This is a genomic window from Arthrobacter zhaoxinii (assembly GCF_025244925.1).
In the GTDB taxonomy this organism is placed as follows: Bacteria; Actinomycetota; Actinomycetes; order Actinomycetales; family Micrococcaceae; genus Arthrobacter_B; species Arthrobacter_B zhaoxinii.
This window is the reverse complement of sequence record NZ_CP104275.1, coordinates 744,112-760,731: the sequence shown is the minus strand read 5'-3', so window position 1 is coordinate 760,731 and position 16,620 is coordinate 744,112. Positions and strand designations below refer to the sequence as shown.

General features: G+C 67.1%; 16 protein-coding genes and 1 pseudogene. 5 read left to right on the top strand and 12 right to left on the bottom strand.

Translation table 11 applies throughout. The features are described 5' to 3' along the window. Window positions 1–7: 7 nt before the first annotated feature. On the bottom strand, window positions 8–1,192 hold the full coding sequence (locus tag N2K95_RS03525; RefSeq protein WP_260652944.1) for a thiolase family protein: 1,185 nt from the start codon (window positions 1,190–1,192) through the stop codon (window positions 8–10). 70 nt (window positions 1,193–1,262) lie between these two features. Between N2K95_RS03525 and N2K95_RS03520 the strand changes: the two genes are divergently transcribed. Then, window positions 1,263–2,492 carry an acyl-CoA dehydrogenase family protein gene (locus tag N2K95_RS03520; RefSeq protein WP_407080135.1) on the top strand — a complete coding sequence of 410 codons (1,230 nt, stop codon included), beginning with the start codon at window positions 1,263–1,265 and terminating at the stop codon, window positions 2,490–2,492. Window positions 2,493–2,496: 4 nt separating this feature from the next. Here the strand turns inward: N2K95_RS03520 and N2K95_RS03515 are convergent, their stop codons facing one another. Then, window positions 2,497–3,654 carry a hypothetical protein gene (locus N2K95_RS03515; RefSeq protein WP_260652942.1) on the bottom strand — a complete coding sequence of 386 codons (1,158 nt, stop codon included), beginning with the start codon at window positions 3,652–3,654 and terminating at the stop codon, window positions 2,497–2,499. A gap of 199 nt (window positions 3,655–3,853) precedes the next feature. Continuing rightward, on the bottom strand, window positions 3,854–4,717 hold the full coding sequence (locus tag N2K95_RS03510; protein ID WP_260652941.1) for an excalibur calcium-binding domain-containing protein: 864 nt from the start codon (window positions 4,715–4,717) through the stop codon (window positions 3,854–3,856). A 182-nt stretch (window positions 4,718–4,899) separates the two neighbouring features. Between N2K95_RS03510 and N2K95_RS03505 the strand changes: the two genes are divergently transcribed. Continuing rightward, window positions 4,900–5,484: a hypothetical protein gene (locus tag N2K95_RS03505; RefSeq protein WP_260652940.1), complete on the top strand. Its 585-nt coding sequence runs from the start codon at window positions 4,900–4,902 to the stop codon at window positions 5,482–5,484. Here N2K95_RS03505 and N2K95_RS03500 read toward each other — a convergent pair. Continuing rightward, entirely contained in the window at window positions 5,447–6,037 is a 591-nt protein-coding gene (locus N2K95_RS03500; RefSeq protein ID WP_260652939.1) for a TetR/AcrR family transcriptional regulator, read from the bottom strand. The genes N2K95_RS03505 and N2K95_RS03500 overlap by 38 nt on opposite strands. Window positions 6,038–6,063: 26 nt before the next feature. Between N2K95_RS03500 and N2K95_RS03495 the strand changes: the two genes are divergently transcribed. Continuing rightward, window positions 6,064–7,299 (top strand): MFS transporter, encoded by a 1,236-nt coding sequence (locus tag N2K95_RS03495; protein ID WP_260652938.1) that lies wholly within the window; start codon window positions 6,064–6,066, stop codon window positions 7,297–7,299. Window positions 7,300–7,681: 382 nt separating this feature from the next. Here the strand turns inward: N2K95_RS03495 and N2K95_RS03490 are convergent, their stop codons facing one another. From N2K95_RS03490 to N2K95_RS03470, 5 genes are all read right to left on the bottom strand, one after another. After that, the gene (locus tag N2K95_RS03490) at window positions 7,682–8,128 is read right to left on the bottom strand and encodes a hypothetical protein (RefSeq protein ID WP_260652937.1); all 447 of its coding nucleotides are present in this window, start codon (window positions 8,126–8,128) and stop codon (window positions 7,682–7,684) included. Then, window positions 8,119–8,703, bottom strand: a complete 585-nt coding sequence (locus tag N2K95_RS03485; RefSeq protein ID WP_260652936.1) for a hypothetical protein — start codon at window positions 8,701–8,703, stop codon at window positions 8,119–8,121. Before N2K95_RS03485 ends, N2K95_RS03490 begins: the two co-directional genes overlap by 10 nt. Then, on the bottom strand, window positions 8,654–9,658 hold the full coding sequence (locus N2K95_RS03480; protein ID WP_260652935.1) for a hypothetical protein: 1,005 nt from the start codon (window positions 9,656–9,658) through the stop codon (window positions 8,654–8,656). The genes N2K95_RS03485 and N2K95_RS03480 overlap by 50 nt, the downstream gene beginning before the upstream one ends. Further along, on the bottom strand, window positions 9,655–10,149 hold the full coding sequence (locus tag N2K95_RS03475) for a hypothetical protein (RefSeq protein WP_260652934.1): 495 nt from the start codon (window positions 10,147–10,149) through the stop codon (window positions 9,655–9,657). Before N2K95_RS03475 ends, N2K95_RS03480 begins: the two co-directional genes overlap by 4 nt. An 84-nt stretch (window positions 10,150–10,233) precedes the next feature. Further along, complete coding sequence (locus N2K95_RS03470; protein ID WP_260652933.1) at window positions 10,234–10,845, bottom strand: phosphatase PAP2 family protein; 612 nt, start codon at window positions 10,843–10,845, stop codon at window positions 10,234–10,236. A 271-nt stretch (window positions 10,846–11,116) separates the two neighbouring features. On the opposite strand from N2K95_RS03470, the gene N2K95_RS03465 reads away from it, so the two are divergent. Further along, window positions 11,117–11,770: a DUF4352 domain-containing protein gene (locus N2K95_RS03465; RefSeq protein WP_260652932.1), complete on the top strand. Its 654-nt coding sequence runs from the start codon at window positions 11,117–11,119 to the stop codon at window positions 11,768–11,770. Between the two features lie 256 nt (window positions 11,771–12,026). Then, a complete protein-coding gene (locus N2K95_RS16350; protein ID WP_455423616.1) occupies window positions 12,027–12,365 on the top strand; it encodes a hypothetical protein in 339 nt (112 codons plus the stop codon). Window positions 12,366–12,433: 68 nt separating this feature from the next. On the opposite strand, the pseudogene N2K95_RS16345 reads toward N2K95_RS16350, so the two are convergent. The 3 genes and pseudogenes from N2K95_RS16345 to N2K95_RS03450 all read right to left on the bottom strand — a co-directional run. Next, window positions 12,434–12,636 (bottom strand): annotated as a pseudogene (locus N2K95_RS16345) (arginine deiminase family protein); the annotation flags it as partial. Between the two features lie 321 nt (window positions 12,637–12,957). Then, window positions 12,958–14,406 (bottom strand): basic amino acid/polyamine antiporter, encoded by a 1,449-nt coding sequence (locus tag N2K95_RS03455; protein WP_313771175.1) that lies wholly within the window; start codon window positions 14,404–14,406, stop codon window positions 12,958–12,960. Between the two features lie 288 nt (window positions 14,407–14,694). Next, entirely contained in the window at window positions 14,695–15,954 is a 1,260-nt protein-coding gene (locus tag N2K95_RS03450) for an arginine deiminase (protein ID WP_407080134.1), read from the bottom strand. Window positions 15,955–16,620: the final 666 nt, after the last annotated feature.

The window sequence follows — 16,620 nt, the reverse complement described above, 5'->3', positions numbered from 1 at the left end:
GCGGCGCCTAGACGCGCTCCAGCAGCATCGACACGCCCTGGCCCAGCCCCACGCACATGGTCACCAGACCGCGGGAGGCACCCTCGCGCTCCATCCGGTTCAGCATGGTCACCGTGAGCCGGGACCCCGAGGACCCCAGCGCATGCCCCAAAGCGATGGCACCGCCGTCACGGTTCACGATCGACTCGTCCAGGTTCAGGGCGCGGATGCAGGCCAGCGACTGCGCGGCGAAGGCCTCGTTCAGCTCCACGGCATCGATATCGCCCAGCGACCAGCCGGCCCGGTCCAGCACCTTCTGCGTCGCCGGCACCGGACCGATGCCCATCACCGCGGGCGCCACTCCGGTGGAGGCGCCGTCGACAATCCGGGCCCGGGCATTCAGCCCCAGCCGGCGGACCGCGTCGGCACTGGCGACGACGACGGCGGACGCGCCGTCGTTCAGTGAGCTCGAGTTCCCGGCGGTCACCACGCCGTCGGACCGGACGATGGGCCGCAGCTTCGCCAAGGCCTCGATGCTGGTTTCCCGGCGCGGACCCTCGTCGGTCTTCACCACGCCCTTCTTGGTTTCCACCGGCACGATCTCATCAGTAAACCGGCCCTCGTCGACGGCGGCGAGCGCACGGGTATGCGAGCGCAGCGCAAAGGCGTCGGAATCCTCACGGGAGATCCCGTCCCGGGTCGCCAGCTCCTCGGCGGTTTCGGGCATGGAGTAGGTGGTGCCGGGCAGGTCGTAGAACTTCGGGTTGGTGAACCGTGCTCCGATCGCCGAATCCGCCAGCTCCCCCGGCTTGGCGAAGGCCTTCTCCGGCTTCGCCAGCACCCACGGCGCCCGGGACATGGACTCCACTCCCCCGGCCACCACAATGTCCGCGGCACCCGAGCGAACCATCTGCGAGGCGGTGATGATGGCGCTGAGCCCGGAGGCGCAGAGCCGGTTCACCGTCATGGCCGGCACGGTGTCGGGGAAGCCGGCGAGCAGGGTCGCCATCCGGGCCACGTTCCGGTTGTCCTCCCCGGCCTGGTTCGTGTTGCCCAGGAGCACCTCGTCGACGTCGGCCGGGCTCACTCCGGCCTGCTCCACCGCTTCCCGGAGCACCAGGGCGGCGAGATCGTCGGGGCGGACGCTCGAGAGGGCGCCGCCGTACCTGCCGACGGGAGTGCGGACAGCGGACACCAGATAGGCCTCATTCATGCTGGAAATAGTACTGCGCGCCGGACGAGTAATGTGACTTGGACAACACGCGCCAGGAGGAACCATGAGCATGCCCGCTACGCCGCCTTTGTCCCCTGCGGCCTCGCCCGCCGCCACCGCCGCACCGGATCTCGAAACCCTCCGGACGGCGTCGGACGTCCTTGGCCTGGATGGTCTCCTCACCGAGGACGAACTCGCCCTCCGCGCGAAAGTCCGGACCTTCGTGGACGAACGCATCCGCCCGAACATCAAGGACTGGTACGAGAACGCGGTGTTCCCGGTCGAGATTGTCCGGGAACTCGGCGGCCTCGGACTGCTCGGCATGCACCTGGAGGGCTACGGCTGCCCGGGACGCTCCGCCGTCGAGTATGGGATCGCCGCGATGGAACTGGAGGCCGGCGATTCCGGCCTGCGCACCTTCGTCTCGGTCCAGGGCTCGCTGGCCATGACCGCCATCCACCGCTTCGGCTCCGAGGAGCAGAAAAACCGGTACCTGCCCGGCATGGCACGCGGCGAACTGATCGGCTGCTTCGGGCTCACCGAACCCACGGCCGGCTCCGACCCGTCCAGCATGAGCACGCTTGCCCGGCACGACGGCGGCGGCTGGGTCCTGAGCGGCACCAAACGGTGGATCGGGCTGGCCTCCATTGCCGACGTCGCCGTGATCTGGGCGCAGACCGACGACGGCGTCCGCGGCTTCCTCGTCCCCACGGACAGCCCCGGCTTCTCCGCCGTGCCGATTGAACCGAAGCTGTCCATGCGCGCCTCGATCCAGTGCGATGTGTCCCTGGCGGACGTGCGGCTGCCGGACTCGGCGCTGCTGCCCGGCGCGAAGGGACTGCGCGGACCGTTCTCCTGCCTGAACGAGGCCCGCTACGGCATCCTCTGGGGCTCGATGGGCGCGGCCCGGGACAGCTACGAGGAGGCGTTGAAGTACTCGCTGGAACGGCTGCAGTTCGACAAGCCGCTGGCCGCCTACCAGATCACCCAGGAGAAGCTGGTGAACATGCTGCTGGAAATCTCCAAGGGCGTGCTCCTGGCCATCCACACCGGGCGGCTCAAGGACGCCGGCACGCTGGAGCCGGTACAGATTTCCGTGGGCAAGCTGAACAACGTGCGCGAAGCCATCGCGATCTGCCGGGAGGCCCGCGCGATCCTGGGCGGCAACGGCATCACGCTGGACTACTCACCGCTGCGGCACGCCAACAACCTCGAATCGGTGCGGACCTACGAAGGCACCGACGAGGTCCACACCCTCATCCTGGGCCAGCACATCACTGGCATTTCCGCGTTCCGGTAGGCGGTTACCGGACCGCCGACAGGGCTACGTCGACGGCAGCCTGGCTGGCATCCGGCGATGAGTGCGGAGCGAACGACGACGACGGGGCCGGGCGCTGCGGTGGCTGCGGCGCCGGCGGCACCGGGAACTCCGGCGGAAGGACCGGGATATCGGGATCCGGAGCGAGCGGGTCCGGCCGGTCCGGCTGGCCCGGGAGCGTAGGCGGAACTGTGGGCGGCGTCGTCGGATCCGGGTTCGGCGGGCGGGTCGGCGGATCGGTAGGTGGTGTTGTTGGCTCCGTTGGCGGTTCCGCTGGTCGCTCAGTAGGTGGTTCCGTCGGCGGTGTCGTCGGCGGTCGGTTTGGAGGTTCCGTAGGGGGATCACTCGGCGCGGGCTGCGGCTGGTTGGCGGGCGGATTCGCCGGCGGCACCGTCTGGGCGGCCTCCCGTGCGCGTTCCTCCGCTGCCCTTTGCTCCGCCATATCCTGCTCCCGTTGGGCTTCACGTGCCTGTTCCTGCGCGCGTGCCGTCTCCGCAGCGGCCCACTCCTCCGCCAGCCGCTCCGCTCCGGACCTCTCGATCCAGACCAGCCGTCCGTCTGTGGTGTGCGTGCAGCGGTATTCGGTCTGCCGCTGGGTGCGTGCTTCCCCCGGCTCCTCGCAAGGCTTATTGGCAAGGGAATCATCAGCTTCGGTGGGCTCCCAGCCGGACGTATCCCCCAGCAGCGCATACCCATCCGACCCTGCGCCGGGCTCGTCCGTTGCCTGGTCGGCCGCGGGCTGCTGTGCTCGCCGCAGGATGGAACCGGGCGGCGGCGTCATCGGCGTCGTCGGGAGGGCGAAAAGGTCGGGCCGCGGCCGGAGCCCTTCGGCGTCCGAGGACAGCGGGGTCCGGCCCGGCTCCGGCGTGGAGACGATGCCAGCCACCATGCCGAGCACAAGCACTACTGCACCGAGGGACAAGGCGAACTTGCGTTGTTCAAGCGTGGCCAGATTGGCCCAGCTGCGGCGGCGGAAACCCAGCGCATAGAGCGCAGTGAATACCAGTAGGGATCCGGCGGCGAGCAGCCACACGAGGATGCCGAGGCGACCCTGCAGGGCCGCAACCAACAGCAATCCGGCGGCCAGTCCAACGACCAGCCATGCGGAGCGGGGATTCCCGCGGCCGGAACTTCGCTGACGCACAGACGCACCGAAGGGAGCTGCTTCTGGTGTTGATTCGTGCGACATGATGCCTCAGCGGTGTGGTGCCGGGCCTGCCTCCCCCGGTCCGCAGACCTCGGCTGGCTTCTGGAACGACAACGGGCCGTTAACGGACGTTGCCCTTGGAACCACGCTAGGCGGGTCCAAGGGCAACATCTAGGGCTTCAGCAAACTGCTTCGATCACTCGCAGCCGACGCCGTCGCCGTCGCGGTCCAGGTGCGTGCCGTACCCGGGTCCCCCGGCGTAGACGGGAGCGCCTCCGGCGTTACGGGCGGCCGTGCAGTTCGGGTAGTACACGCTTGCCGGTGGAGCGGGCGCGGCGGGCGCAGGCACTTCCGGGGCCGGGGCCGGAGCCGGCGGCACATACTGCTGGCGGGCCTGCTCATCGGCAATTCTCTGCGCTTCGGCGGCCGCAGCCTCATCGGCCAGCCGCTGCTCTTCCGCGGCCGCAGCAGCTGCCTCGTCCGCCACTCGCTGTGCCTCCGCTGCTGCGGCGTCTTCTGCCGCCTGTTTGTCTGCGGCTTCCTTGTCCGCCGCTTCCTGGCGCTCTGCAAGGAGTTTGATGGAGCTGTCCTCATCCATCCAGACGAGCATGCCGTTGTCGTTTTCGGTGCAGACGTAGACCACGGTTGACGTCGTCGGCGTGGCAGACGGCGTTGCGGACGGGGAGGCGGACGGCGAGGCCGTGGTCGTCGACGGTGAAGCCGAGGGTGATGCCTTCGCGGACGTAGTGGACGACGACGGCGTGGGGGTGGGAGTCGCCGTTGCTGCCTGCTCCTGCGTCCGGGTGGCGCCGGAGGTCTTGCAGGCCTTGTTGGCAATCTGCGTGACCGTCGGCGTCGGGGACGGAGACGGAGATGAAGTGGTCTTCGTCGGTGACGGAGTGGTGGTTGCGGCGGGTTCGGCCTGGTCACCGCCACAGCCGGACAGGACGACGACGGTGCTCAGCGCAACAGCACCGAAGCTAAGCGCCCGGGTGCGGGCGGATGAAACGGTGCCGCGGGTCATCGTTGACGCGGTGCGGCCGGCAGGCAAAACAGGCATTAGTCCCCCATGGACAAGACAGATGATGTGGATGCGAATGCATCGACCCACAGGCTACAGCAGTGTGGAGGATTAGTTGCACACCGGATAGCCCGTGGCGCCGGCCGGCAGGCGTCCCCGCTCTGGCAGAACCGCATTCCGGCCCCGTAACCTGCTTGGAGGCACCGCTTCTGGAGGCTGGGATGGACTGGATCTGGGACGTTCTCGGGCCGGCGGGCGGGGTGCTGATCGGCTTCGGTGCGGGCTGGGGAACCAGGCGCAGTCGAGACCGGCGGCACGAGTCCCGGGCACTCAACCAGCTGATCACCGACCTGCACCTGAAACGAACGCTGGCTCCGATCGACCCGCACCCCGCGCCCGCCGGACCGGCCGAGGCGCGGCACCGCTCGGCTGTTCAGGACCTGCGCGAGAACATCACGGAAACACTCGGGCACCTGGAGCCCGGCTCCGGCGCGACCGAGGTGCTGATGCGCATGGCGGCCGTGTGCAACCGCTACCTGCGCGATGTTGCGAAGGATCCGGAGCGGTACCAGTTCGGGCTGATGGAGCTGCGGCAGAATCTGGATGAGGACCTCCGGATCCTCACCGACGGCCGCCGCGACGTGCAGTACCTCAGCCCCGGGGAGGCTCCGCCGGGCAAGCGCGTGCCGCCGCCGCCGCCGTCGCGGGCGCCGTCGGCGTCGGCACCGGCATCGGCATCGGAGTCGTCGTCGTCGTCGTCCGGGAAAGCTACGCGCCCGAAGCGGACGCCCCGAACCCGTCGATAACAAACCCCGCCGTGACGCGCCCGGTGGCTGCTGCCGCTTCCGGAGAGTCCCCGCGGAGCAGCATGCCAAGGACACCGGTGAAGATCAGCAGCAGGTGGGCCGCCAGCGCGTCGGCGTCGTCGGCTCCGACCACGGGCACCGCGAGTTCCCGGAAGCGGTCGGTCAGCAGCTGCGTATCCTGCGACAGGGTCTCCGCGAGCTGCTGGCCCGGGTCGACCGTTTCCGCAGCGACGCCGAGCGCGGCGCACCAGCGGGCGGCGGACGTGCCCGAACGGTAGCTCGTCAGCGCGGGAAAGACCGCCAGCAGCCGGTCCCGATCCGTGGCCGCGGCGGCGATTTCCCGCTGCCAGGCCGCATCCCAGTTCTCCAGCCGGCGGCGCAGCGCCGCCGCGATCAGGCCTTCCTTGTTGCCGAAGTGCGCATACAGCGTCGCCGGCGCTACGTTGGCGCGCTGCAGGATCCGGTCCACCGGCGTCGCCGCGACGCCCTGGGTGAAGGCGAGTTCTTCGGCGGCGTCAAGCAGACGGTTTCGTGCGCTGGGTTGTGCAACCATCTGCACAGCATATAACGTACGTTTCAATGAAACGACCGTTACAGCCTTCCGTTCCGACCGCAGGCCCGCTCTTCGCGGTCGCCGCGGTGACCCTCATCGCCGCGACCTATGGCCTGGCCCGCCTGGGCTACGGCCTGTTCCTGCCGGCCTTCTCCGCCTCCTTCGAGCTGACTCCGGCCGTCGGCGGGCTGCTCTCCTCCGGCGCCTCGGTGATCTACTGCGTGTCGGCCGGACTGGGGTTCATCTACGCGCCCCGGAAACCGCGCCTGATGACGATTCTGGCCGGCTCGACGGCGGCACTCGGCTCCGCGGGGATCGCCGCGGCTCCGTCGACGGGCCTCTTCGCCGCAGCCGTACTGCTGGCGGGGATGGGCGCGGGCTTCGCCTCCCCCGCCCTGGTGGAACTGGTGCAGCGCAACACGAAGCCGATCCACGCGGCGAAACGGCAGTCGGTGGTGAATTCCGGAACCGGTTTCGGGGTGGTGGCGGCCGGGCTGCTGGCCCTGATGCTGGGATCCTCGTGGCGGCTGGCCTGGGGGCTGATTGCCGTGATCGCGGTGGCGGGGACGCTCGGGGTGCTGCGGTCGGATGTTTCGCGGCGTCACAGCATCGAAGGCGCTGACTCGGACGACGCCGGGCGCCGGGAACGCAGCGGAAGCCAACCCCGCGGTCTAGAGCTCGGCGTGCTGACCGCACTGAAGTGGCCACTGGCTGCGGCCTTCCTCTACGGCGTCGGCTGCGCCGCGGTCTGGGTGTACGGCCGCACCCTGCTCGAGGACTCCGGCGGCATGCCGGTCGCCCTCTCGGCCGGGGCATGGATCGCCCTTGGTGCCGGCGGCGCCGCCGCCGTGCTGACGGCCCCGTGGCTGGCCCTGCACTCGATCCGCTTCACCTGGCCGGTCACGGTGCTGGCCACCGCCGCCGCGACCGAAGCGATGGCTCTTGCACCGGGAAGTACCGCCCTCGCCTTTGCTGCCGCTGCGCTGTTCGGACTCGCCTACACCGCTGCGACGTCGGTCCTCATCATCTGGGCCACCGCCACGGCGAGCAGCAGTGCCGCCGGCACGTCGGCCCTGTTCATCAGCCTCATCCTCGGCCAGGCCGCCGGGGCGGCCCTGACCGGCGGGCTGATTGAGGCGTCCGGTTTCGGCCTGGCGTTTGCCGTTGCCGCGGCGGCATGCGGAGTCAGCGCGGCCGGAGTTCTTGCCCGGACCAAAACCGGCACGGAGGACGAGCTTCGGCCTTCGCGGGCCGCGCACTAACCGGGGAACCGTCCGCTTGGATTGCGCCGGCGTTTGCCCCGCGAAACAGCGAAGCCAGCGGATGTAATCCGCTGGCTTCGGTTGCAGCCTTCCACCGACCCCCCACAGGCAGCGGATGCTACAGATACGACGCGCCGAGACGCGCCCCAAACGGGAACGGAGAAACCTTTGAGGTGGAGCCTTCGGCCGTGACCCCCCAGTCACAAATGCACGAATTCCTCATCGGCCCCGTCCGCCGTCTAGAAACTTTTTCCATGTCTCACACATGTGTGAGACATGGGTGAGACGCTACCACCGCTCATGGTCCGGGTCAAAGTTTTCCGAGCCCGGTGGCGCTTCGAAGAAAGCCGCTGCCCGTCCCGAAGCAGCCCGGACCGGAAGGCTAGTTATCCTCGTCCAGGATTTTCGTGATGGCCTTCAGCGCCTCCGGATCCACCGGCCCCAGGGCCCGGGCCGCGAAGTTCCGCACCTCGGCCCGCCGCAGGCTGCGGAGCAGCTCCAGCTCGGCCTCGACCCGCTCGGGCAGGTTTCCGTCCTCCTGCAGCAGGTAGTCGGGATCGACGTCGAAAACGGCGGCGATGGCGCGCAGCGCTTCCTCGGGAACCACCTGCTCCTTGCCTGATTTCAGCAGCGACCACCGGGTGCGGGAAAGGTAGTAGCCGGCTTTCTGCGCCCCGTCCCGGATGGCCGGGTAGTCGAAGGGCTTGCCGGAGTCGGACATGATGACGTCCAGCAGGAGATTGATCTTCCGGGCGAGCGTTTCGGCTCGCCGGATGCCCGCAGCGCGCTCCGGGGGAAGATCAAAGTCATTCACGTATGTCAGCTCCATGTCATAACTGCGAGGAAACAGCAGAAGGTGGCCAGGCCCAGGGCCGCGCCGGACAGCGCCTCCCGCCGAGTATGTTCCCCCAGGGACACCCGGCTGAAGATCATCAACGGCGATAGTATCAACAGCCACGCCCAGCCCGCCCCGTATGTCGCGATGACCCAGAGCACGCCGAAGGTCAGCACCGACACATGCGCCGACACGTTGAGCCAGCGCCGGAAGAAGACAAGGCCCACGTTGCCGAGCAGCAGCCCGGTCACCGTTGCCGGCACCGGCGCGGCCACGGGCAGGAGGAAGCAGACGACGGCGGCGGCCAGCATCAGGACAGCCACGAGGGTGGTCCGCCGGCTGTCCGGTACGCCGCGGCGCCGGAACAGACCCTTGGTCCCCTTGTAGACCGCTCCGGGCACCACGACGACGCCGGCCAGGAGCAGGGCGACGCCCACCGGTCCCAGCCCCGCCTCGATCCCCGCAGCAATGATGAGGACCGCCAGCACCAGGGCCGGCGGCAGGATTTTGGAGTACCAGCTAGCCGCCGGCGATAACTTCGCGGCGGGCCGGTGTTCCGTTGTCTTCAATTCGTGTGCCTATCTCGTCAATAACGTGTACTTCCTCCGGTGACAGCAGTCCGGGGCGAAGCACCCGGATGTCGCCGATGAGGATGAACCAGCGGTAGAGCTGGGTCTTGGAGGTGCGGGCGTTCAGGGATACGTTGGCCGCGTCCATGGCCCGCTTGCCTTCATCGGTCGTCGCCAGGCGGCGCACGATCGGGCGCAGAGCGTCCAGATCCCCGGCACGACGACGGCGGGCAGCGGCGGCGGTTTTCATGCGGGCGGAGGACGGCACCGCGAACCCGGCGGCGAAGCACAGCAGGGTCAGCGCGATGAGGACCCGGTAGCCGATGTAGAGGGCGAAGGACGCCTCCACACCGGAATATTCCAGGCCGATCAGCAGCATTTTCATCAGCACGGCTCCCACGCCGGCTCCGCACCCTGCGCTGACGACGCCCAGTCCCCTACCGAATTCCCGGGATTCCCCGCTCTTGTCCCGGCGCAGGCAGGCCACCCCGGTGTACCCGAGGACAACGCCGATCCAGGCGAAGAAGCTCGCCTGGTACGGGGCAATCGTGGGGATGGACGCGAAGGCGTCGGTGAAGTTGGTGGCCGACCCTGGAGTATCGGACACCAGGAGCAGGGCCGTCTGAATCACGGCCATAACAATGCCCATGCCGATCAGCGCCTTCATGTGCCGCCCGCCGTCGTCGTCCGACCTGCCGGTGGCCTTGAGCAGCAGGCGGCTCAGTTCCGTCATGCCCGCGCCCATGAAGAGGTGGACAATCAGGTTGAGCAGGTTCCGCTCCCCCAGCAGGGAGTCGACGAAGACGTAGATCTGGTCAATGTTCAGGGTCGCGCCGACGGCCACGGCGGCCATGCCGGGCAGGATGCCCGGTTTCCAGCCGAAGCGCAGGCCCACCAGCCGGATGATCACCACCGTCCAGAGGGCGGCGGCCGGCAGCATCTGCAGCGTAATCACAGGAAGGTCCGTTCAAAGGTGCTGGGGCTCTCGCGTTCCCGGGGCAGCAGGGCCAGCGAGAGCAGGTAGGCCACCTGTTCGGCGGCGCGCTCGGTCTCGTTCCAGGCGAGGGACCGTGCCAGCATCCGCCGGATTCCCTTGCGGCTGCCGATGTGCTGGAACAGGGAGGGCATAGTGGTGTCCACTCCCCCGCATCCTTGGTGGCGCAGGAGGATGTGCCCGAACTCGTGGCAGGCGGCGTGGGTGCGGTGCAGCCGGTTGTCGCCGGAGGGCAGCAGGATGATGGACTTCGTGTCCTTCTCGATCCAGAGACCGGTCACGGAGGGAATGACGGCGGAGTCGATGTCGCGCAGTTCAATGGGTTTGCCGTGCATTCGAGTCACGGCGGCGAGCAGTTCATCGAAGGTGACGTGTTCGCCCAGCTTCAGTGCGGCGACCACTGCTTTTGAGGTTGTCCGTTCGCCGGCGGACTTCCTATAGCGCGCTGTCATTCATTCCCCATCGTTGGTTTCCCCATCGCTCCTACGCAAATGTGGAAAGAGACTGCACCGACTTTATCGCAGCTTGAACAGGTCCTAGGGCAGCAGCATGGCGGCGGTAAAGGTCAGGCATCCGGCAATGTGTCCGGCCAGGACCTGGGTGGGAGTGTGGTCGCCGAGCTTCACCCGTGACCAGCCCGTGGCCGAGGCGAGCAGCAGGGCCAGCGCCGCACCGACCGCCGGGATCGGTGTCAGCAGGGCCAGCCCGAAGTAGGCGGCGACGGCGGAATGCACCGACAGCTTCCACACCAGGTTCGCGGCCAGGCACAGCATCATGCCGATGAAGACGGCGCCGATTTCTCCGAACATTGCGGCCGGGGCGTCCAGCAGGAACAGGAGCAGCGCACCGATCCCCAGGGACACTGCGGACGCGACCAGGATCGGTGCCCGCTGGGTCCGCACGCCCACGTGATGATCGGTCACCCTGCCGCGCCGCTTCAGCACCAGGATCCCGGCGAAGGGCAACCCCACGGTGAATAGCGCCGCTGTGATGCCCTGCAGCCAGGTCACGCCCGGAGTGAGCAGGGGCTGCAGCAGCAGGAGAACGCCCACGAGGACAGTCGGGGCGGAAACTTCCGTGACGATGCGCGCCAGGCGGGTGGAGGCTGTGGAGGCGCGCGATGCGGGCGGCTGCAGGGTTTCGGGCATCCGTCGATTCTACTGGCGTTGTAGCCGCCCCTGGGGGCGGCATTCGCGCTGCCCGACTGCCGGCCGGTTCCCCCGCACCACCACCGCTCAAGCAAAGCCGGGACCTCGCTGCTCCGGAAACCCGGAAACAAAACCGAGCAATTTTAGAGGACTTCCGAGCCAGATGGGAGCGGCTTTCCTACCCTGCTCGGGGTTTCGGCCGAGATCCGTGAAGGCCCTCTCGATTGCGCGCATGCTGGGCCCGTACCGGCTCGACAGACGAGGACCCATCATGTCAGAGAACCAGCCGCTTGATCCCCGAAACCAACCTCCCCAGAACCCGCGCGACGCGCGTGCCCAGGCCAAAGCCGACAAGGCCTATGCCAAGGCACGCCGCCCCTGGTACAAGAAAAAGCGTTTCATTCTGCCATTGGCACTCATTGTCTTGATCGTGATCATCAGCATCGCCACGATGTCGGGCGGCGGGGGAAACGATACTGCTGATCCGGATTCATCCTCGGACCCGACCGCGACCGAAACCTCCGAGCCTGCCTTCCCAGGAGCGCAGGACAGCGACGTGATTGGCCAGGCAGGCGACCCGCTGGTTTTGGGAGATATCACCGTCACGTCAACGGCGTTGAGCCCTGGCGATTCAACCCTCGGGCCTACTCTTTGCACGACGGCGACCATCCAGAATGGGTCAGATGAAACGATCGATTTCAATGCCTTTGACTGGAAGCTTCAAGCGCCTTCAGGAACCATCAGCAACGCTGGCGTGACGGGGAGCTCCAACATTCTGGCAGGCGGACAGGTAGCACCGAGCGGCACCGCAACCGGCGATGTCTGTTTCGACAACGCTGCGGCGGAGAGCGGCAAGTACATCGTCCTCTACGAGCCAATCTTCTCGTTCTTCTCGGACCGAGGTGCCTGGATCAACACCGTCTGATCCGAGCCGCCGCCAGGCCGGCTGCGGTCCGGGATGGATGGTGATGCCGTCCACAATGGCCGGTGGATGGTGGCCAGATCCCGGTCGGCGAGGTGGACACGGGTTCAGCTGCATGACGGCCCGTTTCCGGAAAGGAGGGAATCAGGACTCATTTTCCCGAGTGTGAGCGTGACAATGGGGCATGGATGACCGCGGCGCTCTGCTTAGAGCGGTGAAGCTGTTTCACACGTTTGCATGGTTCACCATTGAAAGCTGCATGCTTTATGTCCTGTACTCCGGCGGCCGGAAGCGGTCAGACCGGAGGGCAGGCATCGCGGCCGCGGTGGTCGCCGTGGAGATACTGGTCTTCGCCGGCAACGGATTTCACTGCCCGCTTACTGCGGTGGCACGAAATCTCGGAGACAGTACCGGGTCTGTCACCGACATCTATCTCCCGCAGTGGCTGGCCAAGAACCTTCCCGCCATCCACGTCCCGCTGATCATTGCTGCGGTGGTCCTCCACTGGCGGAACATCTCGGCCAGGAAAGCGGCGGATGAAAACACCGCGCAGGTTGTCGACGCTGCCGGTGCTGCCCGAAGTCTGCCGGCTCCGTAAACAAATGGGCGCCGCCGACGAGCTCGTGGTGGGTGACTATGCCCGCGAGCCGCGCGCCGTCGTCGTCACTAATCCAGGCCATCCCGGATGATCGGGCAGTCATGCAGTGCCCGCGGCCGCGGCCGAGCTCGGCGCCCACAATGGGGACCACCTCGACGCCGTAGATGCGCAGCGCCGCATTGGTCTGGGTGTTGCGGTCATAGGTGAACACCACGCCCGGTTCCAGCGCGACGGCGTTGTTCGCGCTGTCCCACTGCTGGCGTTCGGAGTCCGGATGGAACAGATAGATGGCCTGCATCAGCAGGATTACGTCGTGCCGGGCCGGCCAGTAGAAGATTCATAGCGGCAGCTGGTACCCGGGTCGGGCCCAGCAGGTCGTGGAGTTCGAGACGTCGAAGCCGCGGCTGGTCATCTTGGCGACGAAGTCCGCGTGGTCGCGCTGGACGATCCACCCACATGACGTCGTCGAGCAGCAGGTCTTCACGGTTGGTCGGTGTGAGCCGTTCGTGGGTCAGACCCGGGGCACAGACCAGAACCTTGCGCAGCTTGCCCACCTCCGGGTGCATACCGCAGGGCGCGGCACGCCCTCTGCTCAGAGCACTATCCAACCCCGGGTCAGGGCGAGCACGCCTGCAACGGCTCCTGCCAAAGTAATGAGGAAAAGAACCAGCTCCCCTCCCCGGAAAACACGCTGCCCTTGTTCACGACGGGCAATCACGAACAGGACGGTGGCGGGGGCGTAGAAGATCATCGAAAGCAGCACCAGGGGCAGCCCGGCGGCATAGACCAGGAACACTGAATAAATGGTGGCAATGACGGCAATGGCCAGGTCGCCCCGCCGGGTGCGGCTCGGGGCTCCTTCATACGATTCCCCGCTCCAACCGAGCTTGAGAGCGTAGAGGGCCGCGAAAAGGAGGGAAAACAACGTCAGGACCGCGGTCATGTCCAGTGCGAAGTCGAAGGCATCCCCGGAGAAGTAGGTGATGACCATTACCAGCTGGCTGAGCAGGGTGCTCAGCAGCAGGGCGTTGACCGGGACATCGTCCTCGCTGACCCGGGACAGGAACCGCGGCATGTCCTTCTCCCTGGCGGCCACATACAGGACCTCCGCCGCCATCAGGCTCCAAGCCAGGTAAGCCCCCATCACCGAAATGATCAGGCCTGCGCTGACGAACACCAGCCCCCAGGCCCCCACCCCCGCTTCCAGGACGCCCGCCAGGGATGGTTGGCGCAGCTCGGCGAGCTGTTCCATCGGCAGGACGCCGTAGGAAACGATCGTGACCGAGGCAAAGATGGCAAAGACGCTCAGAAATCCGAGAACGGTGGCCCGGCCAACGTCCTCCCGCCGTCGGGCATGGCGCGAATACACGCTGGCACCTTCGACACCGAGGAAAACGAAGACCGTCACCAGCATCGTGTTGCTGACCTGCTCGAACAGCGGCCCCGTATAGTCCGCACCGGTAAGGTTTCCCGCGAAGACGGCGGGGTCGAACAGGAAGACAGCAAACAGCACGAAGACCAGGATCGGAACAACCTTGGCGATCGTGACTATCCGGTTAATGGCCGTGGCTTCTTTGATCCCGCGCCTGATCAGGAAGAAGAATCCCCACAGCCCGGCCGAGGACAGCACGACGGCCAGGAGGGTGTCCCCTGCGCCCAGCTGCGGAAACAGGGCTCCCAGCGTGGACATGGTGAGCACCCAGTAGGTGACGTTTCCAACACAGGCACTGGCCCAGTAACCCGCTGCGGAGAAGAACCCCACGTAGTTTCCGAAGCCGGCCTTGGCGTAGGCGAAGACCCCCGCATCAAGCGCCGGTTTGCGCATGGACAGCCGCTGGAACACAAAGGCCAGCATCAGCATGCCGGAACCCGCAATCAGCCAGGCGACCAGCGCACCCCACACCCCGGTTTCCTCGGCGAAGCGCTGGGGCAGGGAAAACACCCCGGCCCCGACCATGGACCCGATCACCACAGTGGTGAGGGTCAGCAGGGAGAGTTTGGCTGCTGGGGCTTTGTCCCCTGAAGCAGGCGCATTAGACACGGTTCTTTTCCAATCGGATGTTGCGGCCACTGAGGCAACACCGCTTAGACATCTGTGGAGGGACGGACCGCTTCCTGCGGAGGCTCCTCCGTCAGCGGCTCACCACAATCCTCTCAGAGGGAGACGGCAGGGTCCGAATCGGCGGCCAGCACCCCGAGGCGGTTGCCGAAGGGGTCCCTGCAGTGGAAAGGCGTGTACCCGTCAAAGGCGGTGCGTTCGCTGGAGTCCACGTCGAAACCGTGGCCGGGGCCGCGGTCACATGCCAGCCGCGGCACGCCGCCGTCGTCGTTAGTCCAGGCCGTCCCGGATGATCGGGCAGGTCATGCAGTGCCCGCCGCCGCGGCCGCGGCCGAGTTCGGCCCCGACAATCGGGATCACCTCGACCCCGGCGTTCCGCAGCGCCGCGTTGGTCTGGGTGTTGCGGTCATAGGTGAACACCACGCCCGGCTCCAGGGCGACGGCGTTGTTCGCGCTGTCCCACTGCTGCCGTTCGGAGGCGGAGTAGTCGCCGGCGGTCTCCACCAGGCGCAGCTTTTTGTAGCCCATGGATTCGGCCACGACGTCTACGAAGCGGCGGTCGCGGTGGTCCCGCACCTCCAGGCCGGGGCTGCGGTCCGAGGGGTGGATGGTGAAGGCGTGGATGCCGTCCACGATGGCCGGGTGGATGGTGGCCAGGTCCCGGTCGGCGAAGGTGAACACGGTGTCCAGGTGCATCGCGGCGCGCAGCTTGGGCATGCCGGCCACCACGATCCGTTCGGCGGCCTCGGCGGCGAACAGCGACTGCGCGAGCTGGGTGATGGCCTGGCGGGAGGTGCGCTCCCCCATGCCGATCAGCACGGTGCCGTTGCCCACGGGCATCACGTCCCCGCCTTCCAGATAGGCCTGGCCCCAGTCCTGTTCCCCGTCGCCCCACCAGACGGTGGACGCCGCGTACTCCGGATGGAACCGATAGATGGCCTGCATCAGCAGGGTCTCGTCGTGGCGTGCCGGCCAGTACAGCGGGTTCAGCGTCAGCCCTTCGCCGACCCAGCAGGTGGTGTCTCGGGTGTAGAGGGTGTTAGGCAGCGGCGGCAGCAGGTACTCGGGCCGGCCCGAGGATTCCCGGGCCAGGGCGATGTAACCGGTGCGGTAGTCGGCGGGAAGGTCCGACGTCGCGAGCCCGCCGATGAGGTAGCGTGCCAGGTCCGCGCCGGTGAGTGAATCCAGGAAGGCCCGGGTGCCGGACACCAATCCGAGCCCGACCCGGTTGGCGACGATTTTCCGGTCCAGCAGCCAGGTCCGCGCCTCGGGCAGGTCCATGGTGGAGCCCAGCAGGTCATGGAGCTCGACGACGTCCACGCCGTGGTTCTCCATCTTGGTGACGAAGTCGGCGTGGTCGCGCTGGGCGTTCTCTACCCACATCACGTCGTCGAACAGCAGGTCTTCCCGGTTGGTGGGTGTGAGCCGTTCGTGGGCGAGGCCCGGGGCGCAGACGAGAACCTTGCGCAGTTTGCCGACCTCCGAGTGCACCCCGTAGGTGGCGGTGTTCGGGGTGGAGGCGGGAGTTATCACCGGTTGGCCGTCCTGCCGTAATGGCGTGGCGTTCTCGTTTGACGGATGGTCCTGCATGCTGCCCACAGTAGTTCCCCTTTTATCAGTAGCCTTACATGCATCTTTGCAGAAGGTATGCCCGGGTCCGAATTGGCAAGGTGCACCATCACAGAGTCAGGTTTCACAGAGCGACGATTGCGCTACTGGATCCCAATTTTCCGCCGCATCCTGCGCAGAATTTTCAAGGCGCAGTCCCTGCATAGTGAGCCCTCACTCAGGGATGCCAGGGGCACTTTGGGCCGACGCGTGGGGAAGGTGGTTCGCAGGTCCTCGCCGACGGACGCGTGGAGCGGGGAATACCGCTGATCTTGCTCAGAAAATCGGTGCCCACCAATGCGATGCGGGCAGGGCCTGCACCGACAGGGGTTCCCGCCATGTGAAGCATTGAGCCCTAAATCAGTGCGAGATGTTCGGCTAGGATCTCCTGCTGTTCCGTTTCTGTCGCGTAGCCGGCGAACTCCGGGCCGCGCCAGCTGCCGTCGAGTTGCCCGAGCAGGATCCTCCCATGCTGCCCGGAGCCCGGCTTCGTCCGCCAGCGACTAAATCTGTCAGCGAGGCGCTGTGATTCCAGCGACTTGCCTGCCGCCCGGGTAAGGCCGTCCCGGCCACGAGCAAACCCTGATC